Annotated in this window: 16 protein-coding genes; 2 read left to right on the forward strand and 14 right to left on the reverse strand. The window is 66.6% G+C overall.

From position 1 onward, the window contains the following. Window positions 1-10 precede the first annotated feature (10 nt). Window positions 11-682 (forward strand): sulfite exporter TauE/SafE family protein, encoded by a 672-nt coding sequence (locus tag Tsedi_RS08230; protein WP_143895521.1) that lies wholly within the window; start codon window positions 11-13, stop codon window positions 680-682. On the opposite strand, the gene Tsedi_RS08235 is transcribed toward Tsedi_RS08230, so the two are convergent. From Tsedi_RS08235 to metG, 6 genes are all read right to left on the reverse strand, one after another. Then, window positions 651-1,598, reverse strand: a complete 948-nt coding sequence (locus Tsedi_RS08235) for a DMT family transporter (protein ID WP_143895523.1) — start codon at window positions 1,596-1,598, stop codon at window positions 651-653. The genes Tsedi_RS08230 and Tsedi_RS08235 overlap by 32 nt on opposite strands. Further along, window positions 1,595-3,208: an L-aspartate oxidase gene (gene nadB / locus Tsedi_RS08240; RefSeq protein ID WP_143895525.1), complete on the reverse strand. Its 1,614-nt coding sequence runs from the start codon at window positions 3,206-3,208 to the stop codon at window positions 1,595-1,597. Before nadB ends, Tsedi_RS08235 begins: the two co-directional genes overlap by 4 nt. 48 nt (window positions 3,209-3,256) lie before the next feature. Continuing rightward, window positions 3,257-4,114: a segregation and condensation protein A gene (locus Tsedi_RS08245; RefSeq protein ID WP_143895527.1), complete on the reverse strand. Its 858-nt coding sequence runs from the start codon at window positions 4,112-4,114 to the stop codon at window positions 3,257-3,259. Beyond that, window positions 4,111-4,323, reverse strand: coding sequence for a DUF3460 family protein (locus Tsedi_RS08250; protein ID WP_143895529.1), 213 nt, complete (start codon window positions 4,321-4,323; stop codon window positions 4,111-4,113). The genes Tsedi_RS08245 and Tsedi_RS08250 overlap by 4 nt, the downstream gene beginning before the upstream one ends. 38 nt (window positions 4,324-4,361) lie before the next feature. Beyond that, window positions 4,362-6,047, reverse strand: coding sequence for a SulP family inorganic anion transporter (locus tag Tsedi_RS08255; RefSeq protein WP_143895531.1), 1,686 nt, complete (start codon window positions 6,045-6,047; stop codon window positions 4,362-4,364). A gap of 121 nt (window positions 6,048-6,168) precedes the next feature. Further along, complete coding sequence (metG, locus tag Tsedi_RS08260; protein ID WP_143895533.1) at window positions 6,169-8,274, reverse strand: methionine--tRNA ligase; 2,106 nt, start codon at window positions 8,272-8,274, stop codon at window positions 6,169-6,171. Between the two features lie 142 nt (window positions 8,275-8,416). On the opposite strand from metG, the gene apbC reads away from it, so the two are divergent. Continuing rightward, the gene (gene apbC, locus Tsedi_RS08265) at window positions 8,417-9,508 is read left to right on the forward strand and encodes an iron-sulfur cluster carrier protein ApbC (protein WP_143895535.1); all 1,092 of its coding nucleotides are present in this window, start codon (window positions 8,417-8,419) and stop codon (window positions 9,506-9,508) included. 12 nt (window positions 9,509-9,520) lie between these two features. On the opposite strand, the gene Tsedi_RS08270 is transcribed toward apbC, so the two are convergent. The 8 genes from Tsedi_RS08270 to Tsedi_RS08305 form a co-directional block, all read right to left on the reverse strand. Beyond that, window positions 9,521-11,047, reverse strand: a complete 1,527-nt coding sequence (locus Tsedi_RS08270) for a fused MFS/spermidine synthase (RefSeq protein WP_143895537.1) — start codon at window positions 11,045-11,047, stop codon at window positions 9,521-9,523. After that, complete coding sequence (locus Tsedi_RS08275) at window positions 11,044-11,673, reverse strand: fused MFS/spermidine synthase (RefSeq protein ID WP_143895539.1); 630 nt, start codon at window positions 11,671-11,673, stop codon at window positions 11,044-11,046. The genes Tsedi_RS08270 and Tsedi_RS08275 overlap by 4 nt, the downstream gene beginning before the upstream one ends. Next, window positions 11,649-13,346: a phosphoethanolamine transferase gene (locus tag Tsedi_RS08280; RefSeq protein WP_143895541.1), complete on the reverse strand. Its 1,698-nt coding sequence runs from the start codon at window positions 13,344-13,346 to the stop codon at window positions 11,649-11,651. The genes Tsedi_RS08275 and Tsedi_RS08280 overlap by 25 nt, the downstream gene beginning before the upstream one ends. Before the next feature lie 193 nt (window positions 13,347-13,539). After that, complete coding sequence (locus Tsedi_RS12445; protein ID WP_143895543.1) at window positions 13,540-14,013, reverse strand: pilin; 474 nt, start codon at window positions 14,011-14,013, stop codon at window positions 13,540-13,542. A gap of 166 nt (window positions 14,014-14,179) precedes the next feature. Then, complete coding sequence (locus Tsedi_RS08290) at window positions 14,180-14,401, reverse strand: hypothetical protein (protein WP_143895545.1); 222 nt, start codon at window positions 14,399-14,401, stop codon at window positions 14,180-14,182. A gap of 43 nt (window positions 14,402-14,444) precedes the next feature. Continuing rightward, window positions 14,445-14,744 (reverse strand): nucleotidyltransferase domain-containing protein, encoded by a 300-nt coding sequence (locus Tsedi_RS08295; RefSeq protein WP_143895547.1) that lies wholly within the window; start codon window positions 14,742-14,744, stop codon window positions 14,445-14,447. Further along, window positions 14,735-16,363 (reverse strand): ATP-binding protein, encoded by a 1,629-nt coding sequence (locus tag Tsedi_RS08300; protein WP_143895549.1) that lies wholly within the window; start codon window positions 16,361-16,363, stop codon window positions 14,735-14,737. Before Tsedi_RS08300 ends, Tsedi_RS08295 begins: the two co-directional genes overlap by 10 nt. A gap of 111 nt (window positions 16,364-16,474) precedes the next feature. Continuing rightward, a complete protein-coding gene (locus Tsedi_RS08305) occupies window positions 16,475-17,839 on the reverse strand; it encodes a sigma-54-dependent transcriptional regulator (RefSeq protein WP_143895551.1) in 1,365 nt (454 codons plus the stop codon). Window positions 17,840-17,841 lie beyond the last annotated feature (2 nt).

Raw genomic sequence — 17,841 nt, forward strand, 5'->3', positions numbered from 1 at the left:
GGATGGCGGCATGCTTGCCTCGATGACCCTGTCGGCGCTGGTGATGGGCCTGGTGGGCGGCCCGCACTGCGTGGCCATGTGCGGTGCGGCCTGCGCCGGCATCGCGCGCGCCGCCGCGCCGCGCCAGCAGCGCGCCCTGTGGACGTGGCAGGCCAGCCGCGTGGCCGGCTACGCGCTGCTGGGCGCGCTGGCCGGCGGCACGGTGCAGGGCATGGGCTGGCTCGGCCAGCAGACGGCGGCGCTGCGGCCGCTGTGGACGATGCTGCACGTGGCGGCGCTGCTGCTCGGGGCGCTGCTGGTGGTGCAGGCGCGCCAGCCGGCCTTCCTGGACGGCTGGGCGCAGGCGGTGTGGCGCCGCGCGCGGCCGGTCCTGGCGCGCCTGGGGCCGCGCGCGCCGGTGGTGCTCGGGCTGGGCTGGGCACTGATGCCGTGCGGGCTGCTCTATTCGGCGCTGCTGGTGGCGTCGCTGTCGGCGTCGTGGTGGCACGGCGCGCTGATCATGGCGGCCTTCGCGCTGGGCACGACGGTGACGCTGGCCACCGGGCCGTGGCTGCTGCTCAAGCTGGCGCAGGCGCGCAGCGGTGGCTGGGGGATCCGGCTGGCGGGGCTGGCGCTGGTGGCCACCTCCGGCTGGGCGCTGTGGATGGGCATCACGCAGCCGAGCGGTCTGTGGTGCGCGTGAGCGTGGCCGGCCACGTGGCCACCACCAGTCCCGCCAGCGCCAGCGCGAACGCCGCCCACTGCGCGGAGGTCAGCCGCTCGCCCATGAACAGCACGCCCACCGCCGCGGCGCTGACCGGCAGCATCACCGTGAAGACGCCGGCGCGCGCGGCCGGCACGTGGCGCAGCCCGCTCATCCACAGCCACACCGTCCAGACGCTGGCCGCCAGGCCGTAGAAGACGAGCAGCGCCCACAGCGGCGCGTCGAGGCGGCTCCAGTCGTAGCCGCGCGCCGCCCACAGGCCCAGCGGCGTCATCAGCGCCAGGCCCCACAGGTTGATCAGCGCCGCGATGCGCCGCGGGCCCAGCCGCCCGGTCAGGCGCTTGCCGATGACGACGTAGGCCGCCTCGCACGCCACCGCCGCCAGCACCAGCAGGTTGCCCCACAGCGCCAGCGGCACGCCGAGCCAGGCACCGCTGGCCGCGGCCGGCGCCGGTGCGGCCTTGTCCAGCGAAAACAGCGCGATACCCGCGGCCGCCAGCGCGATGGCCGCCAGCGCGCGGCCGTCGAGCCGCTCGCGCAGGAACAGCCACGACTGCAGCGCCACCATCGCCGGGATGGCGGCCATGATGACACCGGCCGCGCTGGCGGTGGTCAGCCGCAGGCCGGTCAGCATGCAGATCGTGAACAGGAAGTTGCCCAGCAGCGCCTGCCAGAACAGCAGCGCCAGCGTCGCGCGGTCCAGCGGCGGCTCGTGCGGCGCCCGGCGCAGCCAGTGCGGCATGGCCGCCGCCCCGATCAGGTAGCGCAGCCAGGCCAGCAGGAACACCGGCATCGCCGCCGCCAGCGGCTTGGACAGCGCCACGTAGGCGCCGACCATGGTCATGCTGGCGGCCAGCGCGGCGTAGGCGGCCCACGGCGTGCGCGCAGGGCTCATCGGCGCGGCGGCGTCAGCACGGTGGGGCGCGCCAGCGGCAGCGTGTGCGGATGGTCGCGGCTGTAGTGCAGGCCGCGGCTTTCCTGCCGGCTGCGCGCGCTGCGCACGATCAGGTCGGCCACCTGCACCAGGTTGCGCAGCTCCAGCAGGTCGCGCGTGACGTGGAAGCTGGCGTAGAACTCGTGGATCTCGTGGCGCAGCAGCTCGATGCGGTTGGCTGCGCGCTCCAGCCGCTTGTCGGTGCGCACGATGCCGACGTAGTCCCACATGAAGCGGCGCAGCTCGTCCCAGTTGTGGCTGATGACGACCTGCTCGTCGGCGTCGCTGACGCGGCTGTCGTCCCAAGGGCGCACGGTGACCGGCGGCGGCGCCGGGTGCGCCGCCATGTCCTCGGCGGCGGCGCGCGCGAACACCAGGCACTCCAGCAGCGAGTTGCTGGCCAGCCGGTTGGCGCCGTGCAGGCCGGTGTAGCTGGCCTCGCCGACGCAGTACAGGCCGGGCAGGTCGGTGCGCGCGCGCAGGTCGGTGACCACGCCGCCGCAGGTGTAGTGCGCCGCCGGCACCACGGGGATCGGCTCGCGCGTGATGTCGATGCCGAGCTCCGCGCAGCGCTTCAGGATGTTGGGGAAGTGCTCGTGCAGGAAGGCCGGCGGCTGGTGCGAGATGTCCAGGTACACGCACGGGATGCCGTGCTTCTTCATCTCGAAGTCGATCGCGCGCGCGACGATGTCGCGCGGGGCCAGTTCCGCGCGCGGGTCGTGATCGGGCATGAAGCGGCGGCTGCCCAGGTGCGGCGGCAGCTTCAGGATGCCGCCTTCGCCGCGCACCGCCTCGCTGATCAGGAAGCTCTTGGCCTTGGGGTGGTACAGGCAGGTCGGGTGGAACTGGATGAATTCCATGTTGGCCACCCGGCAGCCGGCGCGCCAGGCCGCGGCGATGCCGTCGCCGGTGGCGGTGTCGGGGTTGGAGGTGTAGAGGTAGACCTTGCCCGCGCCGCCGGTGGCCAGCACCGTGTGCGGCGCGACGAACACCTCCACCTCGTCGCGCGCCTCGTCGAGCACGTAGGCCCCCAGCACCCGCCGCGGCGTCTGCGGTGCGGTGGCGTGGCGGTCGCTCAGCAGCAGGTCCACCAGCACGTGCGTCTCGAAGACGTCGATGTTGTCGGCCGCGCGCACGCGCTCGATCAGCGTGGCCTGCACCGCCGCGCCGGTGGCGTCGGCCGCGTGCACGATGCGGCGGTGGCTGTGGCCGCCTTCACGCGTCAGGTGCAGCGCCGCGCCTTCCTGCGTGAAGGGGGTGCCCAGCGCGCGCAGCCAGGCGATCGCCTGCGGTGCGTGCTCGACGACGAAGCGCGTGGCCTGCGGGTCGCACAGGCCGGCGCCGGCGATCAGCGTGTCCTGCACGTGGGCATCGAAGCTGTCGTCCTCGCCCAGCACGGCGGCGATGCCGCCCTGCGCCCAGGCGCTGGAGCCGTCGGCGATGCCGCGCTTGGTGACGACGGCCACGCGCCAGTGCGACGGCAGCAGCAGCGCGGTGGCCAGGCCGGCCAGCCCGCTGCCGATGATGAGCGCGTCGTAGACGCGCGGCGGAGGAGGGGAGGCGTTGCTCATGGGTCGGACGGGGACGTAGAACGCATCCTAGCAGCGCGGCGGCCCGTTTCAGACCGGCTGGTAGGTCAACCGCACGTACAGCGGGGCGTACGGCTCGGCCTGCGTCACTTCCACCAGCCCCTCCTTGCCCAGCTCCAGCAGCGCGATGAAGGTCACCACCGCGTGCGCCACGCCGCGCGCCGGCTCGAACAGCTCGGCGAACTCCGCGAAGCGCCGCCCCTGCAGCGTGCGCAGCAGCTGGCTCATCGTCTCGCGCACCGACAGCGCCTCGCGCTGGATGGTGTGCCGCTGCACCAGACGGGCACGGCGCAGGATGTCGCGCCAGGCGGCGCGCAGCTCCTCGGGATCCACGTCGGGCCAGCGGGGCGCAAGCGACTGCTCGATGCGCACGTGCGCGCGCCAGAAGTCGCGCCCGTGCTGCGGCAGCGCATCCAGCGCCTGCGCCGCCAGCTTGATGCGTTCGTACTCCAGCAGCCGGCGCACCAGCTCGGCGCGCGGATCCTCCGGCTCCGGTTCGCCTTCGGCGCGCGGCGCCGGCGGCAGCAGCAGGCGCGACTTGATCTCGATCAGCATCGCCGCCATCAGCAGGTATTCGGCGGCCAGCTCCAGGTTGCGCGCGCGGATCTGCTCCACGTAACCCAGGTACTGGCGCGTCACCTCCGCCAGCGGGATGTCCAGGATGTTGAAATTCTGGCGCCGGATCAGGTACAGCAGCAGATCCAGCGGCCCCTCGAACGCCTCGAGGAACACCTCCAGCGCGTCCGGCGGGATGTAGAGATCCTGCGGCAGCGCAAACAGCGGCTCGCCGTACAGGCGCGCGATCGCCACCTGATCGACGGTGGCCGGGGTGCTCGCCTCGGCGTGCGCGGCCGGCGGCAGCTCGGGGGCGGCGCCAGCCGCGCTCACGTCAGCGTCGGCTCGGTCTGGTAGACGTAGGGCTTCTGCGGCACGCGCGCGGCCTGGGCCTGGCGCAGGAAGTCACGGTCCTGCGGGCGGTCCCACAGCAGCGCGCGGCCGGCGCGCTGCTCGGCCTCCAGCTGCGGCTTGGCGCGCTTGAGCTGTTCGAGAAACTGCGTCGTGTCGGAGACGTAGTCGGGCAGGCCGAGGAAGTTCATGGCGGATCGCGGTATCCGGTTGACCAATGGCGCGGCCCTCATTGTAGGCCGCCATCGGCCGGCGCCGCGCTGCTGCCGCGCTCCCACGCCGTCCAGCCGGCCAGCCGCGGCAGGAAGCCCGCGCGCTCCATCAGCGAGCGCGGCTGCTCGTGCAGCCCGTCGATGGCGAGCGTGCCGCCGCGGCGCTCGATCGCCTCCAGCAGGCTCTCCAGCGCGTCCAGCCCGGTGGTGTCCAGCAGCTGCAGGTCGCCGGCGTCGAGCCGCACCGCCACGCCCGGCTCGGCGCGGTCCACCGCGTCGTTGAGCGCATCGAGCTTGGTCACCGCGCCGAAGAACAGCGAGCCGTACAGGTGCGCCTCGATGCGTGCGGGCTCCACGCGGTCCAGCGTGACGCGAAACAGGCTGCTCTGGCGCCGCACGAACAGCACCACCGCCAGCACCAGCCCCAGCTCCACCGCCACCGTCAGGTCGAAGATCACCGTCACCGCAAACGTGCTCAGCAGCATCAGGCGGTAGTGCATGCTGAACTGGCGCAGGCGCGCGAACTCGCGCCACTCGCCCATGTTCCATGCGACGAACAGCAGGATGCCGGCCAGCACCGCCAGCGGCACGTGGCGCGCCAGCGGCGCGGCCAGCAGCACGATGGCCGCCAGCGCCAGCGCGTGCACCGCACCCGCGACGCCGCTGGTGGCGCCGCTGCGGATGTTGGTGACCGTGCGGGCGATGGTGCCGGTGGCCGGCATGCCGCCGATGAACGGCACCACCGCGTTGGCGATGCCCTGCGCCATCAGCTCCTGGTTGGGGTCGTGCTTGCGCCCGCCGTGCAGCTGGTCGGCCACGCGCGCGCACAGCAGCGACTCGATGGCGCCCAGTGCCGCGAGGGTCAGCGTCGGGATCACCAGCTGGCGCACCGTCTGCCACGACACGTCCGGCCACACCAGCGCCGGCAGCCCCTGCGGGATGCCGCCGAAGCGGGTGCCGATGGTCTCCACCGGCCACTCCAGCGCCCAGGCCAGCAGCGACAGCGTCACCAGCGCCACCACCGGCGCCGGCAGGCGCGAGGTGGCCTGCAGCGCGCTGACGCCCTGCAGCCCGGCCAGCCGCTGGCGGAACGCCGAATCCACCGCCCACAGGCGCGGCCACACCAAGAGTCCAACCACGCACAGCCCCGCCAGCGCCACCGCGTACGGGTTGACGGTGGTGAGCGCCCCGCCCACCGTGTGCAGGATGCCGAAGAAGTCCGCCGGCATCTTGGTCACCTGCAGCCCCAGCGCGTCGCGCAGCTGCGACAGCGCGATCAGCACCGCAATCCCGTTGGTGAAGCCGATGACCACGCTGACCGGCACGAAGCGCACCAGCGTGCCCAGCCGCAGCCAGCCCATCGCGAACAGCAGCAGCCCGGCGCAGAAGGTCGACACCAGCAACCCGCCGACGCCGTGGCGCTCGACGATGCCGTAGACGATGACGATGAAGGCGCCGGCCGGCCCGCCGATCTGCACCGACGTGCCGCCCAGTACCGCGATCAGGAAGCCGGCGACGATGGCGGTCCACAGGCCGGCGGTGGGTTGCAGGCCGCTGGCGATCGCGAACGCCATCGCCAGCGGCAGCGCCACGACGCCGACGGTGACGCCGGCGCCGAGGTCGCGCATCAGGCGCGCCCGGTCGTAGGCGCGCAGGTCATCGAGCAGACGGGGACGAAAGGGATGCAATGCCAGACGGGCCATGCCGAACCTCCACGGAAACGATGCGGGAACGCGGGACGAGCGGAGGTAGGCACGGACGGCGGCCCGCAGTGGCGCTGGCGCGTGATGAAGCGCCTGCGCGCACTCAGGCCGGCGGCTCGCATCACCGCACCCGCATGCCCGGCTCGGCGCCGGCGTGCGGCTCCAGGATGAACACCCCCGGGTGCGCCTGGCCGTCGGCGTGGCTGGCGGCCAGCACCATGCCTTCGCTGACGCCGAACTTCATCTTGCGCGGGGCGAGGTTGGCCACCAGCACCGTCAGCTTGCCGATGAGCCGCTCCGGCGCATAGGCCGAGGCGATGCCGGAGAAGACGTTGCGCGTGCGGCCCTCGCCGACGTCCAGCGTCAGCCGCAGCAGCTTGGTGGAGCCCTCCACCCGCTCGCAGGCCACGATGCGCGCGATGCGCAGGTCCACCTTGGCAAAGTCGTCGATCGTGATCGTCGGCGCGATGGCCTCGCCGCCCGGCTGCGGCGCGCCTTCGGCGGCCGGGGTGGCCGCGGCCGGCGCGGGCGGCTCGAAGAGTGCCTCCAGCAGCTTCGGGTCGACGCGCTGCATCAGGTGCTCGTACGGTGCGATCGCGTGCCCGGCCCCCAGCGGCTGCGCGGCGTTGGCGAAGTCCAGCGGCGCGCAGCGCAGGAAGGCCTCCACCCGCTCGGCGGTGGCGGGCAGCACGGGTTTGAGCATCGCGGTGAGGATGCGGAACGCCTCCACGCAGGTGGTGCAGACGTCGTGCAGCCGGGCGGCGAGTTCCGGCTGCTTGGCCAGCTCCCACGGCTTGTTCTGGTCCACGTAGGCGTTGACGCGGTCCGCGAGCGCCATCACCTCGCGCACCGCCTTGCCGTATTCGCGCTCGGCCCACAGCTCGGCCACCGCCGGCAGCGCGGTCTGCAGCGCGTCCAGCAGCGCCTCGCCGTCGGGCGAGACGGCGCCCAGCCGCCCCTCGAAGCGCCTGGTGATGAAGCCCGCCGCGCGCGAGGCGATGTTGACGTACTTGCCGATCAGGTCGCTGTTGACGCGGGCGACGAAGTCCTCGGGGTTGAAGTCCACGTCCTCCACGCGCGGGTTGAGCTTGGCCGCCAGGTAGTAGCGCAGCCACTCCGGGTTGAGCCCCAGGCGCAGGTAGCGCAGCGGGTCGATGCCGGTGCCGCGGCTCTTGCTCATCTTCTCGCCGCTGACGGTGATGAAGCCGTGCACGAACACGTGCGTCGGCGTCTTGCGACCGGAAAAATGCAGCATCGCCGGCCAGAACAGCGTGTGGAAGTAGGTGATGTCCTTGCCGATGAAGTGGATCTGCTCGACCGCCGGGTCGGCGACGAATTCCTCGAACGTCTGCGTCGTGCGCGAAGGCGCGTGCCAGTGATGGGCCGCCTGGCCCTTGTCGAAGTGGTTCTTGAGGCTGGCCAGATACCCGATCGGCGCGTCCAGCCAGACGTAGAAGTACTTGCCCGGCGCGTCCGGGATCTCGATGCCGAAGTACGGCGCGTCGCGGCTGATGTCCCAGTCGCCCAGGCCCCCGCGGCCGTCCTCGTCCTTGGCGAACCACTCGCGGATCTTGTTGACCACCTCCGGCTGCAGGCGGCCGGGGGCGGAGGTCCACTCCTCCAGGAACTGCACGCAGCGCGGGTCGGAAAGCCGGAAGAAGAAGTGCTCCGACTGGCGCAGCTCGGGCGTGGCGCCGGACAGCGCCGAGTACGGGTTCCTCAGCTCCGTGGGGGTGTAGACGGCGCCGCAGGCCTCGCACGAGTCGCCGTACTGGTCCGGCGCGCCGCAGCGCGGGCACTGGCCCTTGATGTAGCGGTCGGGCAGGAACATGCCCTTGACCGGGTCGTAGAACTGCTCGATCGTGCGCACCTCGATCAGCCCGGCGGCCTTGAGCGCCCGGTAGATGGCCTGCGCCAGCTCGTGGTTTTCCGGCGCGTCGGTGCTGTGCCAGTTGTCGAAGCGGATGTGAAAGCCGTCCAGGTAGGCGGCGCGGCCGGCGGCGATGTCGGCGACGAACTGCTGCGGCGTCTTGCCGGCCTTCTCCGCCGCGATCATGATCGGCGCGCCGTGCGCGTCGTCGGCGCCGACGAAGTGCACCTCGTGCCCCAGCAGCCGCTGCGTGCGCACCCACACGTCGGCCTGGATGTACTCCATGATGTGGCCGATGTGGAAGTGGCCGTTGGCGTAGGGCAGGGCGGTGGTGACGAACAGACGGCGCTTGGACATGGCTGGGCGACTTGGCGCACGAGGGGCAAGCCCGGGATTGTACTGAGGGCTCTGCCGCGGGCGCCAGCGGCGCGGGCGGCGCCTGGCGCTAGACTGTGCGCCTGCGCGAACCCCCCCACGACACGCGAGGAGCGAGGCGACGATGAGCATCGACACCCAGGCCCTGCTGCAGGCGCTGCAGACCGTGGCCGACCCCAACACCGGCAAGGACTTCGTCACCACCAAGGCGATCAAGAACCTGCAGATCGACGGCGGCGACGTCAGCTTCGAGGTCGAGCTCGGCTACCCGGCGCGCAGCCAGCACGCCGCGCTGCGCCAGGCGCTGGTGGCCGCGGCGCGGCGCGTGCCGGGCGTGGGCAACGTGTCGGTGCAGATCGTCACGCGCATCATCGCCCACGCCGTGCAGCGCGGCGTGGCGCTGCTGCCGCAGGTGCGCAACATCGTCGCCGTGGCCTCCGGCAAGGGCGGCGTCGGCAAGAGCACCACCGCCGTCAACCTGGCGCTGGCGCTGGCGGCCGAGGGGGCGCGCGTCGGCCTGCTGGACGCCGACATCTACGGCCCCAGCCAGCCGATGATGATGGGCATCGAGGGCCGCCCGGAGAGCCTGGACGGTCAGACCATGGAGCCGCTCGTCAACTACGGCGTGCAGGTGATGTCGATCGGCTTCCTCGTCGACAAGCACGAGGCCATGATCTGGCGCGGCCCGATGGCCACGCAGGCGCTGGAGCAGCTGCTGCGCCAGACGAACTGGAAGGACCTGGACTACCTGGTGGTGGACATGCCGCCCGGCACCGGCGACATCCAGCTGACGCTGGCGCAGCGCGTGCCGATCACCGGTGCGGTGATCGTGACCACGCCGCAGGACATCGCGCTGCTCGATGCGAGGAAGGGCGTGACGATGTTCCAGAAGGTCGGCGTGCCGATCCTGGGCATCGTGGAGAACATGGCCGTGCACGTCTGCCCGAACTGCGGCCATGCGGAACACATCTTTGGCGCCGACGGCGGCAAGCGCATGGCGGCCGAGCTGGAGGTGGCCTACCTGGGCGCGCTGCCGCTGAACCGCAGCATCCGCGAACAGGCCGACACTGGCCGTCCGACGGTGGTGGCCGACCCGGATGGCGATATCGCCGCGCTGTACAAGGCCGTGGCGCGGCAGGTGGCCATTACCGTGGCTGCCAAGGCCAAGGATTATTCGAGCAAGTTTCCGACGATTAAGATTAGTCAGGGGACGTGAGGGGTTGGTCGCCTAACGCCGTGCTGACCGTCCATATCGATATTCGGTAATCATGTTCTGATCTGTGATCGTTTCGAGCGCTCTTCCTACGAGCTTTTCCTCTTCTTCAACGCTAATCCAAGGTTTGGATAGCAAGCCGTCGATGGTCTCTGATAGTCTTTTTTCATCATATTTGTCGCTCATGTATAGATTCTTGACTACTTTTTTGATCCGTTGCCGTGCCGCTAGGTGATCTATGCTCGTGAAATCGTAATTTGCAGCGTAGATAAACGTGCTATCTTTCCAGCGGAAAGCGAATGGGAAAACGGTTGCAGCAGTTTTTAGTGCATCAGGCGACCCCGTGGCATTGAAAGCAAGAATACCGTTAGTCTCTAGATGAGTGCGGGCCAAATCAAGAAATTCTCGCGATAATAAATTGGTTGCTAGAGCGCGCCAGTGGAACGTGGTGTTCATGACAATAAGATCGTAGCGCTCGGTCGGATTCCGGCGCAACCACCTACGTCCGTCGTCGATATGAATGCGCACTCGATCATCGCGCAAAATGGGTTCAACCGTCGGGCGTTGGCTGATTAGATAGATATAACCAGGATTGAGTTCTATGGCATCAATACGCTCGACGCTTGGAAGCGATGAAAGTACGCGCGTCCAAGAGCCCCCGGATAAACCAATAACCAATATCCTGCGCGGCTCCGGGTGCAAGGCTGCCAAAAGATATACTCGATCAATCCTGTTGCTGTTATTGATGAGATCGATATTGATTTTTCCGTCGTAAACATTGCCGCCATAGACCGTTTCATCGGCGGCGGGTTGAGTCAGCGTGTGGATAACGCCGTGTCGATTTTCAAGCAGAAATCCAACCGATTGTTCGGCTGTGGGATTGGTAAGGGCAGTGTATAGTGCCGTATGGGGCGCCGTCAGTATCACGGCAATCACCCCGCCTATGCCAGTTGCGCTCAGTGCGACGCGCCTCGACAGTTTGGGCGCGAGGAGGCCGCCCGTGGCAGCCGTAATAGCCCCAAGGGCCAGCATAATCGACTGGCTTGTCATTCGATCAAGCCACCAAAATCCGATGAACAATGGTGCCGCGGTTGCGCCAATGATGTTTGCGAAATAAATCCAAGCAATGGAGCGGCCGGTATCAGCAGCGCCTAAAGTTCCGCCTAAGTGGTGAACAACAGGGAAAAGAGCGGCTTTGCTGGCTGCAGTGGCGATAATGATGCAGGCCATGATGGGTATCAGCAAAAAATTGCCCGCAGCAAGGATAATAAGCCACGCCGCTGATAGGTCAACGACGCCGGAGAGGAAAAGGCTGCGTGCCCCGAAAGTTTGAATGGCGTCTGGTGGTTGGTTGTCGCAGGCACGCTTCCCAGCAAGCGATCCCAGTGCGATGCCGAAAAGAAAAAGACTCAAAACAAGCGAGAAAGTCTGTGGTGAGTTTCCATTAGCGAATCCAACGATTCGAATCCAAAGTATTTCTTGGCCGAGGCTGGCAAAGCCAACCAACGCCGATACAACCCAAGCTGGTGTAGCCGTCTTCATGACTCTATGGCGTCACGTTTTGTGTATTTAAAAAGAAGGGCAAATACGCCGGCGGCCACAGAAAGATTGCCTATGGCAGCGAGGTAAATGGCGGCGTCCAGTGTAACCCATTCGAAAAGGATGTAGCCGAGGAGTAATGCTCCGAAAGTGGCGCCGAGGGTATTGCTCGCATAAAGTGTGCCGGTTGCCTTGCCTATGTTTGTCCAGCGTCGAGCGAGATCGGCAACCAAGATCGGCAGTGTGGCCCCCATCAGAAGTGTCGGGAATAAAACAAGAGCAAAGTTAACGGAGGCGATGATGGATAGCGGGGCGTGGATCGTCATATCCCCGGCCCAGCGCAGAAGATCTGGACTGATGCATCCGAACGCCCCCACGCCCCCCTCTGTGAGCGCGAAGAATGCCAGAGTGTGAGATGGGTAACGGTCGGCAAGCCATCCCCCAGCAAGTGCGCCGCCTCCGAGACCGAGCATAAATGCGGCGATGATGACCGTCATCGATTCCAAATCTGCGCCGAATGATGCGAACAAAATACGCTGCCAAGCGATCTGGTAAATCAGCGCACAAGTACCAGAGATCAGAAAACAGAAGCTAATTACTGATATTAAGGTGTCTTGAGTTTTTTGCATGGCTCGATTCTTGTGGCTCGATCAAAATCGGGTGTCGCCGAGGTCCAGCGTGGGCGTTGAGTGAAACCCGCAGAGGCCCAGCTCGACGTACTATCATGCGCTGGGTGTAAGATGTGTGCAATGTCCGCCAAGGTGTGAAAAACACCGGCCGAAATCAAGGGAGTGTCTGATCGACTTTTCATATGTCCTATGATTTCTGGATAGGCGTCTTTGTATGCATCGGAAAACCATGCAACTGCACTGACGCGAAAGTCGTCTTCATGGGTATAGCCGTGACCTGTGATGGTGCATGTACCCCGTGGTATGTTCTCTCCGTGATCCGAGATGTATATGAGAGCGCTATGAGTATCCGGACGATCTGTGAGTTTGTTTATAAGTTCAGAGAGGATGTGGTCGGTATATAAAATCGTGTTGTCGTAAGTGTTGGTGACGGTGTCCGGCCGCTCATCGAAAGGGCTTTGCTTTTGAGAAGGCAGGAACTGGTCAAATGATTCTGGATAGCGATTGGCGTAGGCTTTATGACTTCCGAGCAGATGGATTACAAAAAATTTGCGTTGATCAGGCTCCTGGAGAAAGCGATCTAAGGGTGGTATGATGGCATCGTCATAGCTGCCCTGTTTTTTGTAATCGGTGCCGTTAGTGTAGATTGTGGTATTGGCTTCATAGGCATGAACGGCGATGATGGAGTCATGCAAGCCGAGCGGCGCTTGGTTTGAGATCCAGTATGTTTTAAATCCCGCCTGTTTGAAAAGTGTCACGATAGATGCCTGCCCTGCGTGGGCGCGTTGAGCGTTGGGGTTCTGTTTGCCGGTCAGAATAACGGGGACGGCGAGGCGAGTAGCTGAAAAAGGCGAGATCACGTCACGGAAACTTATTAGATTTGGGGTCGCCCCAAGCTTTGGGGTTGTGTCGCGGTAATAGCCATTGATGCCCCAGTGTCGTGGGTTGGAGGACTCCCCTATTACAAGGACGTAAATTTCTTGTGCATCTATCTCAACCGTTCGCCTTGGTTGGAAATCCCATTGCTTGATATGCGTGGCGGCTTCCCGCAAAAGAGTAAGTTCTGAAAAATAATCGCTAACGCGGAAAATGACCCCCAGCGGATAGCTGTCACTCAAGGTTGCACTTAGATATGACTCTGGCCTTTTGGTCTCTAATGATTCGGATTGGGTGTTTGTGAGCTGTGGGTCGAGTGGCTGCTGTAGTTGACGCCATTGCCATTCCATCCAGGTGTATTGGAGAGTGGGTGCCAGACTTATAATTGCTATCCATTGTAAATAGCGATAGGGCGGGATAGGTGATGATTGTAGTGCCAGTTTCAGAGTTATAAAAAATAAGGTTAAGCCGATAGATGAGCAGATGAATAACGTGGTTAGCCCCAGAAATTCGGCGGCTTCAGTGGGGCTGGATTCGCTTACTACCGCAAAAATGTGTGGTGATGATGGATGTCCGAATTGAAGGATATAGAAAATTTCGAAAGGTAGTAGAAGATAGAGTGGGCTCAATAATATTAAAATCCATGCCGGGCGGCGAGTCCATGCGAATAGCGCGACAAGCAATAGAAGCGAGGCTGGTAAGGTTCGGATCAGAGCGTCAGCACGTTCATCGGTAACGGCAATGTATGCAAGGTTTGGGCTCAAAAGCAACGCAGCCCAGAGTGCCGCAGTGTTCATGGGATGCTGATTGGTGAATATCTGCTAACCTGTATGTGCTTCCGCTGGGGTGGGCGTGTAATTGATTTGAATGGTCCGGGCCACCTCGCGCATTGCAGGATGGTGCCATTAATTCTTATGAATGAGCTAATCCGTTAATTATGAAAAAGCCCTTCCACAGGAAGGGCTTAAGTGATTTTTGGTGATTTAAGGATTAGCTGCCACTGGCGGCTGCATCGGGAGCGCAGCTTCCAGGCAGCCAAGAAGCCTTGGCAGGCGCCGACGCGGAGCCGGTGCACGTCCATTTAAAAATGGTAAACCCGCTTGTGAAATCACTTGCCGTCGCTGCATTGCTGTCTGAGATATATGGCGTTAGCGTGACGGTGAGGCCTTGCATATCACCGGTTCCGTCAACAGTAATGACGCCAGCATCAGATACTACTGGGGCGTTGGCGTATTTGGTTGATGCAGTGTTAGTAGTATTTCCGCAAGCGGCAGGGCTCTGCGCTGCCTGAGCGCGTTCCGATACACAAGTCCTCGCAGCGCTCGCCGCCAGAACCACTTCGGAAGCTTTTGCTCGATTGGTGTAGTCTTGGTACGCTGGCAATGCCACCGCCGCCAGAATGCCGATGATTGCCACGACGATCATCAGTTCGATGAGCGTGAAGCCCTGTTGGATACGTTTCATGGTTTACCTCCAGTGATGGAACGATTGGCCCCGTCGTCGATGGGGTCAAGCGGATGGTAGCACCCTCCGTGCCAGCGGATGTGTCGTGGCCATGTTCTCTCTGACCGGCGTGGTGCGGGTGCGACGTCTGGGGGCCGATCAGGCGAAATCGCGTCAAAGTTTGACGTCAAATCTTGACGTCCAGCGCCGGCGGCAGCCGGTCCGCCGGCACGCCCAGGCGCCGGTGCGCGTCCTCGCGAAGGCGGGCGTAGGTGTGCAGAAGCAACCGGGCGGCCTCCTGGGCCAGCCGCAGATCCTGCGCAAAGGTCTCGGCGTCGGTCTGGTACTCATGAACGAGCCGGTTGCGCAGGTTGCGCGCCGCGATCCATGCCTCCGCCGAGTCCAGCACGCCCAGCCGCTCCGCGCGGGGGGGATGGGGCCAGGCGCGGACCTCATACGGCGATGCCGGTATGCTGGGCCACCCTCACGATGGGGGTGACGGGGGTGGCAGGGTCAACCACGAGGGTGTCGATGCGTTGGTCGCCCAGGCGCATCTGCAGGCGGGCGACCAGCCGGTGGGTGCGCGCGGCGCGGTCCGGCAGCGCTTCGGGGCATTCGATCAGCAGGTCGATGTCGCCGCCGCGCGCCGCATCGTCGGTGCGCGAGCCGAACAGCCGCACCCGCGCCTGCGGGCCGAAGAGCTCGCGCACGGTGTCGCGGATGACGGCGCGCTCCGTCTCGCTCAGCCGCATGCCACCTCCCACCCCACGATTTGCCGCTTGGCGCGGCTGAACTCGACGCCAAGCTCGATCACTTCCGTGATGCCCGGCGCGCCGCGATATTTGGCCGCGTAGTCGCGAGCCTTGAGCTGCCGCATGGCCTCGCCGGCAGGGGTATCACCATCGATGACCTTGAACTCGATCACCCAGGCGCGGCCGGCGTGGCGGATGACGAGGTCGCACTGGCCCGGGTTGGAGACCTCCTCCGGCACGATGTCCAGGCCGAGGCTGGCCAGATGGCTGTAGAACACGCTGGCGTAGTAGCCCTCGTACCGGGCGATGGGGTTGGCGCGCACCCAGTCGTGCGGGATGCTGGCGTAGAGGCGCTCGAAGTGCGCGCGCAGACCCTCGGCATCGCCTTCGGTGAGCAGGTCGTACAGCCGCATCGTCAGCTGGGACAGCGGCGTGCCGCCCGGCAGCCACCCCCCCAGCAGCAGCGCCTCGTTGAGGGCGCTGCGCACCTCGAGGTTGGGCACGCGCAGCGTGTAGACGGTGGCTGCGCCCTTGCGCTGCTGGCCGTCGATGGTCAGATACCCGGTCTGCCACAGCAGCGCCTCGGGCTCGATGCGCTCCACGTCAAAGGCTGAGAGCAGCTGCTCGCTGGCGTAGAGCCGCTCCAGCTGCGGGGTGAAGAACCCCTTGCCGCGCAGCCAGTGCACCAGAAACGTCGGCGTGCCGGTCTCGAACCAGTGCGCGCGGAACTGGCGGCTGCGCAGCAGCAGCAGGACGTCGAACGGGTTGTAGACGCTCACTGGGCCCCAGCGATAGCCGTTGTACCAGCGCCGGATCTCCTCGCGGTCCAGCGGCTGGCCCTCGGCTGCGGCGGCCTCGAGCTCCGGCGCAAACACCGTGTCGATGTCTTCGTCGGTGTAGCCACACACCGTCCCGTACTCGGGGTCGAGCGTCAGGTCGTAAAGATTGTTCAGACCGGAGAAGATCGAGACCTTGCTGAACTTGGACACGCCGGTCAGCAGCACGAAGCGCAGGTCGGCGTCTCTGCCCTTGATGACGCTGTAGAGGTTGCGCAGGCCCTCGCGCATGGCGCGGGCGATCTCAGGCGCTTCGAGGTTGTCCAGGATGGGCTTGTCGTATTCGTCGACCAGCACCACGGCCTGCTGTCCGTGGGCTTGGGCGGCGCGGGTGATGAGCTCGGTGAAGCGGATGTGCGGGTCTTCGCCGACGGGCGGCAGGCTCACGCCGAGCCGGGCGGCGTTGGTGTCGAGCTGATGGTGGATGTGGGCTTCGAGCTTGGCGGCTTCGGCCAGCCGACCCTCGGCAAAGCTGATGCGGATGACCGGATGGGGCTTGGCCCAGTCCCAGTGGTCGGCCAGGAACAGCCGCTCGCGCGGCGCCGTGCCATCGGCGCCGTCGTGGGCGTCGAACAGCTGCCGCTTGCCTTCGAAGGCACAGGCGATCGTGTCCAGCAGCAGGCTCTTGCCGAAGCGGCGCGGGCGCGAGAGGAAGTAGGCGCCGCCCTGCTCGGCCAGACGTGCGATGAGCGGCGTCTTGTCGACGTAGTAATGCCCCTCGCGCCGGATCTTGGCGAAGGTCTGGATGCCGATGGGCAGCTTGCGGCGGGCAGTGGTGTTCATGGCCATGTTATACCGGCAGACCGTTCGAGCTGCCTCCCCACGATCTCTCGCTTCGAGCGGCTGAACCCCACGCCTGGCTGGATCAGGCCCGCGGGGCTGCCCTCGGGGCGCTCACGCCAGGCCCAGCCGCTGCATCCAGTAGCGCAGCTTGGCCAGGGTCCAGCCCAGCTCGCGCGCGGTGCGCGACTGGTTCCAGCGGTTGCGCTCCAGCAGGGCCTGCAGCTGCGCGCGGGGCAGCGGCGCCTCGTCGTCGGCCGTCGTGACGTCCGCCGCGGTGCCTTGCGGCAGCGCCAGCGGAGATGCCGGCAGCTCGATGGCGTCGGCGTCCAGCACCGGGCCGGGGTGCAGCGCCAGCGCGCGCTCCAGCAGGTTCTCCAGCTCGCGCACGTTGCCCGGAAACGGATGCTGGCGCAGGCGCTGCAGTGCGGCGTCGGTCAGGCGTGGCGCGGCCGGCAGGCCGTCGCGCTGCGCCAGCCGCGCCAGGATGGCGTCGGCGATGGCGGGCAGGTCCTCGGGATGTTCGCGCAGCGCCGGCGCGTGGATCGGGATCACGTTGAGCCGGTAGTACAGGTCATGGCGGAAGCGGCCGTCCTGCACGAGCCGCGCCAGATCCTTGTGCGTGGCGCTGACGATGCGCACGTCCACCGGTTCCTCGGCGACGGCGCCGACCGGGCGCACGGCGCGCTCCTGCAGCACGCGCAGCAGCTTGACCTGCATCGGCAGCGGCAGGTCGGCCACTTCGTCGAGGAAGAGGGTGCCGCCGTGGGCGGCCTGGAACAGGCCGGGGCGGTCGCCGCTGGCGCCGGTGAAGGCGCCGCGCTTGTGTCCGAACAGCTCGCTTTCGAGCAGCTCGGGCGGGATGGCGCCGCAGTTGACGGCGACGAACGGGCCCTCGGCGCGGTGGCTGCAGGCGTGCAGGGCGCGCGCGATCAGTTCCTTGCCGGTGCCGGATTCGCCGCTGATGAGCACCGGGGCCATGGTGCGCGCCACGCGCTGCAGGGTGGCGCGCACGGCGCGCATCGCCGCGCTGTCGCCGATCAGCCGCTGCAGGGCCGGCGCGGCAGCGGCCGGCGGCGGCGAGGACGGAGCGGGGCCCGCCGCAGGCGGGGCGTGCGCCTGCAGCGCGGCCTGGATGGCCTGGCGCAGGCGCGCCGGCGAGACCGGCTTGGTGAGGTAGTCGAAGGCGCCGGCCTTGAGCGCCTGTACCGCGTTGTCGGCCGAGCCGTAGGCGGTGATGACGATGGCGCGCTCCGGGCGGCCGCCCTGCGCCAGCTCGCGCAGCAGATCCAGGCCGCTGCCGTCGGGCAGGCGCATGTCGGTGACGACGACGCCGTAGCGGCGCTCGGCCAGCCGCTGGCGCGCGCCGGCCAGGTCGCCCGCCTCGTCGACCTCCTGGCCCACCTTGGCCAGCGCCAGCGCGTAGAGCTGGCGCAGGTCGGGTTCGTCCTCGACGATCAGCAGGCTCGGGCCGGACATGG

Origin of the sequence: Tepidimonas sediminis (assembly GCF_007556605.1) — a bacterium.
GTDB classification, from domain to species: domain Bacteria; phylum Pseudomonadota; class Gammaproteobacteria; order Burkholderiales; family Burkholderiaceae_C; genus Tepidimonas; species Tepidimonas sediminis.